At 72.1% G+C, this 11,552-nt stretch carries 8 protein-coding genes and 1 pseudogene; 5 read left to right on the forward strand and 4 right to left on the reverse strand.

Features of this window, described 5'->3' with window-relative positions; all coding sequences use genetic code 11:
* Positions 1–253 precede the first annotated feature (253 nt).
* Positions 254–1,045 (forward strand): TIGR03089 family protein, encoded by a 792-nt coding sequence (locus FFS25_RS11950; protein ID WP_137803073.1) that lies wholly within the window; start codon positions 254–256, stop codon positions 1,043–1,045.
* Here the strand turns inward: FFS25_RS11950 and FFS25_RS11955 are convergent.
* Positions 1,032–1,664: a GtrA family protein gene (locus FFS25_RS11955; protein WP_058871766.1), complete on the reverse strand. Its 633-nt coding sequence runs from the start codon at positions 1,662–1,664 to the stop codon at positions 1,032–1,034. The genes FFS25_RS11950 and FFS25_RS11955 overlap by 14 nt on opposite strands.
* A gap of 138 nt (positions 1,665–1,802) precedes the next feature.
* Between FFS25_RS11955 and FFS25_RS11960 the strand changes: the two genes are divergently transcribed.
* The 4 genes from FFS25_RS11960 (at position 1,803) to FFS25_RS11975 (ending at position 6,930) form a co-directional block, all read left to right on the forward strand.
* Positions 1,803–3,029: a 5-(carboxyamino)imidazole ribonucleotide synthase gene (locus tag FFS25_RS11960; RefSeq protein WP_058871767.1), complete on the forward strand. Its 1,227-nt coding sequence runs from the start codon at positions 1,803–1,805 to the stop codon at positions 3,027–3,029.
* A gap of 210 nt (positions 3,030–3,239) precedes the next feature.
* Complete coding sequence (gene purE, locus FFS25_RS11965) at positions 3,240–3,725, forward strand: 5-(carboxyamino)imidazole ribonucleotide mutase (protein WP_053448307.1); 486 nt, start codon at positions 3,240–3,242, stop codon at positions 3,723–3,725.
* Between the two features lie 246 nt (positions 3,726–3,971).
* On the forward strand, positions 3,972–5,762 hold the full coding sequence (locus FFS25_RS11970; RefSeq protein ID WP_058871768.1) for an LCP family protein: 1,791 nt from the start codon (positions 3,972–3,974) through the stop codon (positions 5,760–5,762).
* 88 nt (positions 5,763–5,850) lie between these two features.
* Positions 5,851–6,930, forward strand: a complete 1,080-nt coding sequence (locus FFS25_RS11975; RefSeq protein ID WP_058871769.1) for a lipid II:glycine glycyltransferase FemX — start codon at positions 5,851–5,853, stop codon at positions 6,928–6,930.
* A gap of 81 nt (positions 6,931–7,011) precedes the next feature.
* Here the strand turns inward: FFS25_RS11975 and FFS25_RS11980 are convergent, their stop codons facing one another.
* From FFS25_RS11980 to FFS25_RS11990, 3 genes and pseudogenes are all read right to left on the reverse strand, one after another.
* The gene (locus FFS25_RS11980; protein ID WP_058871770.1) at positions 7,012–8,862 is read right to left on the reverse strand and encodes a hypothetical protein; all 1,851 of its coding nucleotides are present in this window, start codon (positions 8,860–8,862) and stop codon (positions 7,012–7,014) included.
* 202 nt (positions 8,863–9,064) lie between these two features.
* Positions 9,065–10,057: a class II fructose-bisphosphatase gene (gene glpX, locus FFS25_RS11985; protein ID WP_006213404.1), complete on the reverse strand. Its 993-nt coding sequence runs from the start codon at positions 10,055–10,057 to the stop codon at positions 9,065–9,067.
* Between the two features lie 1,390 nt (positions 10,058–11,447).
* Positions 11,448–11,552: pseudogene (locus FFS25_RS11990) on the reverse strand (aspartate carbamoyltransferase); the annotation flags it as partial.

Below are 11,552 nucleotides of genomic sequence, written 5' to 3' on the forward strand. Positions count from 1 at the left end.
GCGAGCCGTAGGATCGCGGCGAAGACTGTGCGGGGGAAGCAGATCAGCTCCCCTCAGTGGGAGATCACCTGCTCGGAGCCTTAATTACACGTGTGTAAGTGTCCTGCGTCAAGCGGGGATCCCGTGCGCGCAGGCCCCTGACGCCCCGTCGAGCCCCGTTCTGACCTCGAATGATGCCCGCAGCGGCACACTCAGGATCTGCCTTCGCCTCCCCGCCAGACCGCCCTGTCCAAGCCCCGTCGAGAGGATCACCATGGACGATCGCACCGATGCACGCCGACCGGATGCCGAGATCACCGGTCTGCTGACCCGGCTGGCCCAGCGCCCCACTCCGGCCGTGGTCTGGTACGGCTCCGATGGAGGCCGGGTCGAGCTGTCCGGTCGGGTGAGCGAGAACTGGATCGCCAAGACCGCGAACCTCCTGGTGGATGATCTGGGCCTGATGCCCGGCGACCGCGTGGTCCTGGATCCCGCGCTGCACTGGCGCACGCTGGTGCTGGCCGCAGCGGCCTGGCGCACCGGGGCCTGCGTGGTGCTGGAGCCCACGGTCGGCGACGTCCGGCTCAGCGCTCTGCTCGATCGCACCGGCGCGGCAGCCGATGCGCTCCCCTCGCCCGAAGGATCAGCGGCAGCGGCTGTGGCGGAGGCCGAGGATCGTCTGATCCTGGCCTACCCGGCGCTGGCCATGCGACTGCCGGATGACTCGGTGCTCGAGCCCGGGGACATCGACTACTGCGCCGAGATCCGCTCCCACGGCGACCGGTGGTCGGGGGCCAGCCGGCCCGCAGACGCGGATGCCGCCCTCAAGACGAGCGGCGGGTCTCTGAGCTTCGCCGAGCTGCGGGACCAGGCCGAGGCCCGGGCCGCCGAGCTGGGCTCCGCCCCAGTGGTGCACGTGGCCGTCGACGGCTGGGATCGCGATGCTCTGGTGGGACTGCTGGCGATCTGGGCCGCTGAGGGCACAGCAGTGCTCAGCGACCGCCCTCGGGATGAGGCGCTGCAGCGGGATCTGGCCGCCGAGCGCGTGGGACTCACCTGGTGCTGAGATCCGATGCCTCGGCCTCCGGGCCCTGCCGGTCATCGCCCATGGCCGGCTCCGGGGCGCCCGGGGTCCCGTGGGCGGTGCTGCCGGTGCGGCGACGAGCCCGGTCCTGCCCCACGACCGGGAGGCTGCCCGTGATCGCGACCATCTCCGAGGCGGTCGAGGGAGCGAAGCCCGGCTCGCTGTCCAGCGGCTTGGCGTAGACCCAGAAGCGGTAGGCCAGGTACCGGAAGACGGTGCCCAGGACGGTGCCGATGATCGTGCCGGAGATGAATGAGGCCGTGCCGCTGGTCAGGCCCAGGACGTAGTAGCTCACGCCGATGCACGAGAGCTCGATGGCCAGGCCGATCACATTGGCGACCAGGAACTGCCAGGCCTCCCGCTTGGTGTCCGCCTGTCGCTTGTCCTTGAAGGTCCAGTAGCGGTTGGCCAGCCAGGAGAACAGGGTGGCCACGACCGTGGCGATCGCCTTCGCCTTGAGGTGGCCGCCGTCCTGGAAGACGGTGGCCATGAGCAGAGCGACGACGCCGGCATTGACCAGGAAGGCGAGCCCGCCGACGGTCCCGAACTTCATCAGCTCCGCGATGAACAGGTGCCAGAGGGCTTTGAAGCGAACGGTCATGGCGTGAGGACTCCGGATTCGAGACGGCCCCGCAGCTGCACGGGTCGCGCGCATCGGAACGGAACGAGGGCCTGCAGAAGTGTACTACTGCGAACCTGACGGGGAACGAACCCGGCCCTCGACTACCCTGGGAATGTGATGAACGACGACAGCAGCCAGAGCCCCGATCCCGCAGCCGACTCCCGGCGCTTCTCCCCCACCGGACCCGTGATCGGCGTGGTCGGCGGAGGCCAGCTCGCCCGCATGATGGGCCCGGCCGCCACTGAGCTGGGCATCGAGCTGCGGGTGCTGGCGGAGTCGCAGGATGCCGGGGCCGTTCCGGCCGCGGCCTCCCATCAGGTGGGCCCAGGAGATGACCTCGAGGCCCTGCGCGCCTTCGCCCAGGGCCTGGACGCGCTGACCTTCGATCACGAGCACGTTCCGAACGCCCACCTGGAGGCGCTGCTGGCCGACGGCGTCGTCGTCGAGCCCCGCCCCCACGCCCTGATCCACGCCCAGGACAAGATCGTGATGCGCCGGGCCGTCGAGCGCCTGGGCCTGCCGAACCCGCGCTGGGCCGAGGTCTCGGACGCCGAGGACCTCGTGGCCTTCGCCGACGGCCGGTGGCCCGTGATCCTCAAGACGCCGCGGGGCGGCTACGACGGCAAGGGCGTGCTGGTGGTCCGCTCGGAGGACGAGGTCCGCACCGGCGCGGCCGCCGAATGGTTCGGCCGCGCCGAGTCCCCGCTGCTGGCGGAGGAGGCCGTCGACTTCGCCCGTGAGCTCTCCGCTCAGGTGGCACGGCGCCGCAGCGGCGAGCAGCGCTGCTGGCCGGTGGTCGAGTCGATCCAGGTCGACGGCGTGTGCGACGAGGTCATCAGCCCCGCCCCGAACCTGGCCCCGGACGAGATCGCGACCGCCCAGCGCATCGCCCTGGAGCTGTCGGAGCAGCTGGATGTGACCGGTGTGATGGCTGTCGAGCTGTTCCAGACCCGCGACGGCAGACTGCTCGTCAACGAGCTGGCCATGCGCCCGCACAACTCCGGGCACTGGTCCATGGACGGCGCCGTGACGGGGCAGTTCGAGCAGCACCTGCGCGCCGTGCTGGACCTGCCCCTGGGATCGCCCGAGCCCCTTGCGTCCGTCGCCGTGATGAAGAACATCCTGGGCGGCGAGCAGCCGAACCTCTTCGCGGGCCTCACCCAGGCGATGTCCGAGCATCCGCGCGCCAAGATCCACCTCTACGGCAAGTCCGTGAAGCCTGGGCGCAAGGTCGGGCACGTCAATGCTCTGTCCCGGCGCGAGGACCCGGCGGACGGCTCCGTGACCGCCGAGGTCCGCGCCCTGGCCTCGGCGGCAGCGGCTGTGGTGCGCGACGGCCGCTGAGAGCTCCGGGGCACGGCTCTCCGAGACGGCAGCGCCTCCTCAGGGGCGCCGTCCGTCGATCTCCACGTCCCGTCCAGGGTTCGCGAGTACCGTGTGCGCTGATCCGCAACCGGCGCCCCTCGGCGCCGCCCCAGCAGACCAGGGCCCCGCCTCGGGCCCGAGTTCCAGGAGTGTGCAGTGAGCCAAGCGCTTCCCGATGTCGGCGTCATCATGGGATCGGACTCGGACTGGTCCGTCATGGAGGCCGCCGCCCAGGTCCTCGACGAGCTCGGCATCTCCTGCGAGGTCGATGTGGTCTCGGCGCACCGCATGCCCTCCGAGATGCTCGACTACGGCTCCTCGGCGGAGATGCGCGGGCTGCGCGTGATCATCGCCGGCGCCGGAGGCGCAGCCCACCTGCCCGGGATGATCGCCGCGACCACGCCGCTGCCGGTGATCGGCGTGCCCGTGCCGCTGAAGACGCTCGACGGCCTCGACTCGCTGCTGTCCATCGTGCAGATGCCCGCCGGTGTCCCGGTGGCGACCGTCTCGATCGGAGGCGCCCGCAACGCCGGCCTGCTGGCGGCTCGCATCCTGGCCTCCGGCACCGACGACCGCGCCCGCCAGCTGCGCCGCGACCTCAACTCCTTCGCCGCCGACCTCAACGCCTCCGCTCAGGACAAGGGACGCGCGCTGCGTCGCCGTCTGTCCCAGTGACCCCGCCGAGGACCGCTGCTCCGGTCCCGGCCGCTTCCCCACCAGGGGCATCTTCCCCGCCTCCCAGATCCAGCGAGTGACACCGTGACCGGACCTCAGCTTCCCCGCGACCCCCGCCGGCGACGCATCGACGCCTCCCGAGCCCCTCGTCAAGAGCCGGTCTCCGATGGCCGGGCCCGTCCCGAGGACTCCTCCGTCCAGCGCTCTGGCACTGAGACCCCCGGCGCCCGCCGGACGGAGGAGCCGATGGAGACCAGGCGCCCCGCCGGTCGCCACTGGGCCGAGGACGAGTGGACCGACGAGGCACCCGAGCGCGGCCTCCCCGCCGATCAGGGCCCGGCAGAGGATCGACCGCCCCGAGACAGCACGCCCCGAGCCCATGCTCCCGAGCCCCCGGCGCGGCGGGCCTGGACGGAGGGAGACCTCCTGGACCGCGACGCTCTGGAGGAGGGCCCCGAGCACGAGGGGCTTCCCGAGCCGCAGGACCGGGACATCGCCGCCGAGATCTCCTCCGAAGCGGCCCTGAGCAGCCGCGACGGCACAGCGTCCTGGGCTCGGGCCCTGCGGGAGCCGTCGTTCGTCTCCTCCGGCCGACGCACCTGGCGCGCCTGGCTGCTGATCCTGGGCACGCTCGTCTTCCCGGGATCGGCGCAGATCGCTGCGGGCAACCGCCGACTGGGCCGCATCGCCCTGCCCATCACCATCATGTGCTGGGCGGTGCTGGTCATCGCGCTGCTCTTGGCGCTGGTGTGGCGCAACCCCCTGGTGTTCCTGCTGACCAACGGCTTCTCGGGCCGGATCATCGCCTTCGCCCTGGTGCTCGCCGCGATCTGGTGGGGCCTGCTCTTCCTGGACACGCTGCGGCTGATCCGCCCCGGCCTGCTCGAGACCCGCCCCAGGGTCCTGGCCTGCGCCGGGCTGGCAGCGCTGCTGTTCGTGACCTCCGGCGGGCTGCTCTACTCCGCGCACCTGCTCAACGTCACCCGCGGAACGGTCGGCGAGATCTTCGCCGGCGGCATGCCGTTCAGCCCCGTCGACGGGCGGTACAACATCCTGCTCATGGGCGCCGACGCCGGCGAAGACCGGGTGGGCCTGCGCCCCGACTCCATGACGGTGCTGAGCATCGACGCCGATTCCGGCCAGACCGCCACGATCTCGCTGCCGCGCAACCTGCAGAACGTGCCCTTCCCGGAGGACTCGCCCATGCACGAGATCTACCCGGAGGGCTACAACTGCGGCGACGAGTGCCTGCTCAACGCCGTCTACACGGACGTCATGCAGAACCACCAGGACATCTACGGCGATGACGTCGAGGATCCTGGCGTGGAGGCCATGAAGGATGCGGCCACCGGCGTGCTGGGCATCGAGGTCCAGGGCTACGCCATGATCGACATGCACGGCTTCGAGCAGCTCATCGACGCCCTGGGCGGCATCACGATCGACGTCGGCGGCCAGGTCCCGATGGGCGGCGGCACGAACTCCCGCACGGGCGAACCCAACGAGGTCCTGGGCTACATCGAGCCCGGGGTCCAGAAGCTCGACGGCTATCACGCCCTCTGGTACGCCCGCTCCCGCGAGGGGGCCTCGGACTACGACCGGCAGGCCCGCCAGCGCTGCGTCCAGGCGGCCATGCTGGATCAGCTCAATCCCGCGAACGTCGTCACCCAGTTCGAGGAGCTGGCCGCCGCCGGCACTCAGGTGGTCGAGACGGACATCCCGCAGTCGTCGCTGGGCTCGTTCGTGGACCTGGCGGTGAAGGCCAAGGAGCACGAGTTCGTGACCTATGCGGCCGGCCCGCCCTACTACGACGAGCTGTTCCCCACCTACCCGGACTACGACCAGCTCCACGCGGATGTGCAGGAGATGCTGGAGTCCGCACAGGGCGAGGATCCGCAGGCCTCCGGGGCGGTCGGCGGTGCGGGCCCCCTGGGCTCCGCGAGCCTCGTCACGGTGCCCGGCCAGACCACCGACGACGGCCAGGGCTCCTCCGGAGACACGCCCGAGCTCTCGCCCAACGGCACCTGCTCGGTGCCCTGATCCGACCCGCCCGCAGGCCTCACGGGCCCGGTCCGAGCCGCCCGCCGGCACGGACCGGGCCCGTGGTCTCGGCCGGTACAGTGGCGGCGTGACGAATATTCTGCAGACCCAGCCGTGGGCGGACTTCCAGCGCGCCCTGGGCCACACCGTCCTCCAGGAATCCGGACAGGGATGGTCCTGGCAGGCCACCGTCGAGGGCGGACGCACCGGGCGCTACCTCTACGCGCCGTACGGGCCGATCGCCGACTCCGTCGAGTCGTTCGAGGCCGCCATGGCCTCCCTGCGCCGGGCGGCGCAGGAGCATGGCTGCTGGTTCGTGCGGGTCGAGCCGGCCTTCGCCGTCATCCAGACCGGTGCCGAGTCCAAGGACCGAGCCATGCGCCGGCGCGGCTTCCGCCCCTCCCCCAGACACCTGCAGCCGGGGCACACGCAGCTGATCGACCTCACGCAGGACGAGGACGCGATCCTCAGGGACATGAAGTCCACCAACCGCAACCTGCACCGCAACATCCACAAGAAGGGCGTGACGTTCACCGCCCACACGGAGCCCGAGACGGTCTCCGTGCTGCTGCGGTTCCTGGAGCAGACCGCCGAGCGCAAGGGCTTCAACCGCCAGCACGACGACTACCTGCGCACCGCCGCCGAGGTCCTCATGCCGCAGGGAGCTGCGGTGCTCTACATCGCTCGCCTGGAGGGCGAGCCGATCGGGGCCTCCCTGGTCTACGACTCCGACGACACCCGCACCTACGCGCACGCCTCCATGGATGTGGAGCACCGGAAGCTCTCCGCGGGCATCCCCCTGGTCGTGCGGATGATCCTGGATGCGAAGGAGAAGGGGCTGAGCACGTTCGATCTGTTCGGAACCGCCCCGGACGACGCAGGCCCGGAGCACGAGTGGTTCGGCTTCACCCGGTTCAAGAAGGCCTTCGGCGGCAGCCCCGTCGAGTACCCCGGGACCTGGGATCTGCCGGTCTCCAAGGGCGGCTACGCGACGTACACGACCGCCCGCGCACTGCGCGAGGGCCTCGGCGCTGCCCGCACCGACGGCCGCGCCGCCCTGAGCACGCTGCGCGAGGAGGGGCCCTCGTCCCTCAAGCGCGCACCCGCCGCGGCCGCCCAGCGCGCCTCGTCGATCCGCGATCGGCTGCGGGGGCGCTTCGGCCGCTGAGCCGGTGACGCGGCACAGGACAGAGGCCCCGAGCGCTGATGCGCTCGGGGCCTCTGGTCATGCTCTGCTCGGCCGGGGCCGTCAGCGCCCCATGGCGTCGCGGATGGCTCCGCCGGCCTCGCGGCGCAGGCGCTTGCCGATCGGCTCTCGCTTGGGCTTCTGCTGGACCTCGAGGTCTTCGGCCTTCTGCGCGACCCGCTCCGCGCGACGCTGCTCTGCCTTGAACTCGCGCTCGCGACGGGCGGCCTGGACGTCCACGTCGACGGGACGCACCGGGGCCTCCTCGACGGCCGCGGCGGTGGCCGCCTCGGCCGGCTGCTCGTGGGCCGGCCGCGCGTCCTGCGACGGCTGGGTCGCGGGCTCGGCGGCCGCGTCCTCGGCGGGGCCTGCCTCGGCCTCCCTGCGGGCTGCGGTCATCGCGGTCGCAGGTTCGGCAGCATCAGCACCGGTGCTCGCCTCCTCGCCGGTCGCTGCCGGGCTGCCGGGCTGCTTCCCGTCCGGGGTGCCCGCCCTCTCGGACTGGGCCTCGGCCTCCTGGCGCTTGCGGGCCTTGGCCCGCTTTCGCTCGGCCTTGCCCCCGGCCTTGGGGCTGCGGCTGCCAGTGCTGCGATCCTGATCAGCGGCACGGACAGCGCCGCTGTGATCGGCCGCCCCTGCCTCCGCACCTGCGGAGTCGGGGGCCGACCCGCCGATGGCCGTGACCGCCGGAGTCTGGTCGGTGACCTCGACCCCCAGGTCGGAGCTGATCTGTCGGCGGACGTCGCGGCGGCGCTCGGCAGCGGCTCGATCGGCCGCGGCGTCGGCGTCCATGGCCACGGTCCGCTCCGGCTCGGGCGACACCGGGGCCTGCGGCTCGGCCTCGACCTGCTCGGGCTTCTGGGACCGGGCCCAGCGGAACAGCCCGCGACGGCGCTTGCCGGGCTTGTCGGCCTTCTTCCCGGGCTTCTCCGCTGCGGCCCCACGCTGGATCTCGTCAGCGGCGGCCATGGTCTCCGCGCCCAGCGGCTTGCGCCACGGACCCAGGATCGTGCGCTGCACATCGGCGAGCTCGCGCACCACGGTGGGGACCTCGGGGTCGGCGGCATCGCCGCCGTCGAGGCGCTGGACACCGCGCTTCTGCAGCTCGACCGCACCAGTGAGCAGCAGGGCATCGTCGATGCCCATCTCTCGTGCGGTGCGGGTGAAGCCGACCCGGTAGAGCATGGCCTGCCCGACCGTGTGCACGAACCAGAGGTAGCCCAGGGCGGCGGGCTCCTCGCCCTCGCGCTCCTGGGTGGCCACGAGCAGCAGGGAGTCCTGGCCGAGCTCGCGCAGCAGCCGGCCGATCTGCTCCGTCCGCAGCCCGGCCGCCCGCAGGTCCCCGGAGCCGGTCGTGATCTCGCGGACCGCGACGTCCGAGACCCTCAGCCCGGAGCGGCACCGGTCGAGTGTGGACTCGGACAGCCGCGAGGACAGATCGGACTCGCTGCGGCCCAGGTTCACCCGCAGGCGTCGGGGGCCGTCGTCGGCCTCGGGGGTCTCGCCGGTGCGCTGCCAGCCGTGCTCGCGCAGTTCTGCCACCAGCTCGGGGCTGCCGGGGGCGTCGAGCTCGACGCTGAACAGAGCGGCGTCCCACTGCTCGGCGGCGTGCTCGGCCAGCGCATCCAGCAGGACGGGGATGGTGCTGGCCCGGTTGGAGTGCACGTTGAGGCACTCGGCCACCAGCAGCGCCTTGCCGTCGCGGCCCACGTTCTCGCGGCGGATCTGCAGCTGCCCGTAGCCGACCATCCGATCGGTCTCATCGCGGACCACCACCCGATCCAGCTTCAGACCGGGCTCCGCCGCGGCCTGGGACTCGCCGATCCCCCACAGCTGCAGGGGATGGCCTCCGGTCACGCGGACGGTGGCGTCCCAGGTCTTCTGGTTCTGGGAGGAGGTGACGGACAGAGCCACGATGGGGGGACTCCTTAGCGGCGTGGGCGATGGGCGTGCCCTCAGGGCGCTGCAGCGCCGCTGCTGGTGGGCGGTGCCTGAAGCGCTCGTGTGACACGGCACGCCAGGGGCTGAGATCGAGCACATTCTAAGGCCACGGGGCCCGGACCCAGCGGTCCGGGCCCCGTGGTGTCGAGCCTCACGAGGCCTCGAGCGGAAGGTCTCAGCGGGAGTACTTGGACCACTTCTCGGCCACGTGCTCGGCCTCGACCACGCGGACCGTGCCGGAGCGCGAGCGCATGACGATGGACTGGGTGGAGATGCGGTCGCCGCGGTAGCGCACACCGCGCAGCAGGTCGCCGTCGGTGATGCCGGTGGCCGCGAAGAAGCAGTTGTCCGTGGTCACCAGGTCATCGGTGGTCAGGACGCGGTCCAGGTCGTGGCCGGCGTCGATCGCGCGCTGGCGCTCGTCGTCGTCGATGGGGGCCAGGCGGCCCTGGATGACGCCGCCGGTGGCCTTGATCGCGCAGGCGGTCACGATGCCCTCCGGGGTCCCGCCGGTGCCCATCATGACGTCCACGCCGGTGCCGGCGCGGCAGGCGGCGATCGCGCCTGCGACGTCGCCGTCGAGGATCATGCGCGTGCGGGCGCCGGTGGCCCGGATCTCATCGACCAGGCCCTCGTGGCGCGGGCGATCCAGGACGCAGACGGTCAGCTGATTGACGGGCACGCCCTTGGCGCGGGCGACCAGGTGGAGGTTCTGCTTGACCGGCAGGCGCAGATCCACGAAGTCGGCGGCCTCCGGGCCCACCACGAGCTTCTCCATGTAGAACACCGCGGAGGGGTCGAACATGGCGCCGCCGTCGGCGACGGCGATCACGGACAGGGCGTTGTTCATGCCCAGGGCGGTCAGGCGGGTGCCGTCGATCGGGTCCACGGCGATGTCGCTGGCGGGGCCGGTGCCCTCGCCGACCTGCTCGCCGTTGAAGAGCATGGGGGCCTCGTCCTTCTCCCCCTCGCCGATCACGACGGTGCCGTTGAAGTCGACGGTGGACAGGAACGAGCGCATGGCATCGACAGCCGCGCCGTCCGCGCTGTTCTTGTCACCGGCGCCGACCCAGTGGCCTGCGGCGATCGCCGCCGCCTCGGTCACGCGGACCAGCTCGAGCGCCAGGTTGCGGTCGGGGGCGGACTGGGTGGTGGTCTGATCTGCCACTGGGGTTCCTCACCGTCGAGTACTCGTAGGACGTCGTCGTCATCGATATACGTCTCCCAGAGTAGCCGCGAAACGGGCTGGAAGGAGGGTGGGCACGTCTTCGGTGCAGGCCCGCGACCGTCCGCGCCCCTGATGCTCACCTGCGGCGGCCCGGGCGAGGAAGGGCCGTGCCGTCGCAGGCCGCCCTGACATATTCGCGGTGCCTGCAGCCCGACGGGCAGATCAGCGTGCCGTCCGAGGGCGGCGCTGCGCGCGGGCCTCGCGGCAGGATCCGATCGCTGTGGACCACCGGACCAGGAGCACCGTGTCGACTCCCACGCTGCACGAGATCCTCGAGGTCTCCGAGGACGCCGAGAGCTGGGGCGACCCCCGGGGACGACGGCTGGGGAGCTGTCTCGGGCGATGAGGACGACGCGCCCCAGGACCTGTTCCAGGAGACCCCGGACCAGGGCGAGACCGAGCCCCCGCCAGGCGACGAGGCGGACGCGACCGGTGGTGATGCCGAACCTGGCATGCCCGGGTGGGGCGCCCCCGTCGAGGACGCGCCTCATGACGCACCGCCGACTGCTCCCCCTGCGCCGGACACCGCCGTCAAGGGCGTTGGGGCCGGGGAGCCTGCACCGGATCGCTCGCAGCACGACCCGCGCAGTCAGGCCGGGCTGGATGCCTGGGCGCAGATCAGCGGAGGCCGCCGGGGGCTGAGCTGGTGGGGCCAGGCCGAGGACCTGCGCCGACGGCTGCCCGAGGAGCCACGTCCCGGACGGCAGCAGGTCCGGCAACGGCGAGCCCATGCTGCGCTGGGAGAGGAGAAGCAGGGCGAGCTCTGGTTCCTGACGCTCTTCGTCCGTCTGGCCGCGCTGGTCGCCATGAATGCCATGGTCATGGGCGAGATCGGCACAGTAATCCTCACGGGCCTCGGAGTCGGGCAGGAGCTCGAGGTCCAGCCGCGCGGCACCTTCAAGCCCAGCGGAGGATGGGTCAAGGCGGGCTCCGTGAAGCGCCGAGCCCGCAGGCCCGCCACCGCGCGCGTGGGAGACGTGGCCGTCGACTCGACGTCGCCGTCGGCCGGGAGCTCCACGAATGCCGCGGGGACGAGCACGGCGACGAAGTCCGCGGACGAGGACTCGGCCGAGGTTGCGACCCTGGCCAGGAGGGCGGCCGACCGGCAGGCGCACCTGCCCGCCCCCGTCCGCGCCTCCGTGCTGCGGCGGGCGAAGCGGCCCGATCACCACTACGGCAGCGCCTGGCGCACCGGCGGTCGCGAGCCGGTTGGGGCGCTGATCACGCCGGGGCGGGCGAACCGGCCCCGGCGCCCGGGGCGGTTCGCCCGGCGCCGCGCGGGCGGGGCACAATGGGGGCGTGACGGAGATCGACGACAGCAGCAGGACCGGCTCGAGCGCGGCGAGTCGGCGGCCTCGGAGGAGATCTCCAGGCCGCGGTTCATCGGGCCGGGGTGCATGATCGCCGTCTCCAGCCCGGCGGCATCCAGCAGCTG

This window comes from Kocuria sp. 2SI (assembly GCF_005502825.1).
Taxonomy (GTDB): domain Bacteria; phylum Actinomycetota; class Actinomycetes; order Actinomycetales; family Micrococcaceae; genus Kocuria; species Kocuria palustris.

Excerpts from the sequence above, each read along its gene's own strand:
- FFS25_RS11970 (WP_058871768.1), top strand. The coding sequence starts at position 3,972 with ATGGAGACCAGGCGCCCCGCCGGTCGCCACTGGGCCGAGGACGAGTGG.
- FFS25_RS11950 (WP_137803073.1), top strand. The coding sequence starts at position 254 with ATGGACGATCGCACCGATGCACGCCGACCGGATGCCGAGATCACCGGT.
- purE (WP_053448307.1), top strand. The coding sequence starts at position 3,240 with ATGGGATCGGACTCGGACTGGTCCGTCATGGAGGCCGCCGCCCAGGTC.
- FFS25_RS11960 (WP_058871767.1), top strand. The coding sequence starts at position 1,803 with ATGAACGACGACAGCAGCCAGAGCCCCGATCCCGCAGCCGACTCCCGG.
- FFS25_RS11955 (WP_058871766.1), bottom strand. The coding sequence starts at position 1,664 with ATGACCGTTCGCTTCAAAGCCCTCTGGCACCTGTTCATCGCGGAGCTG.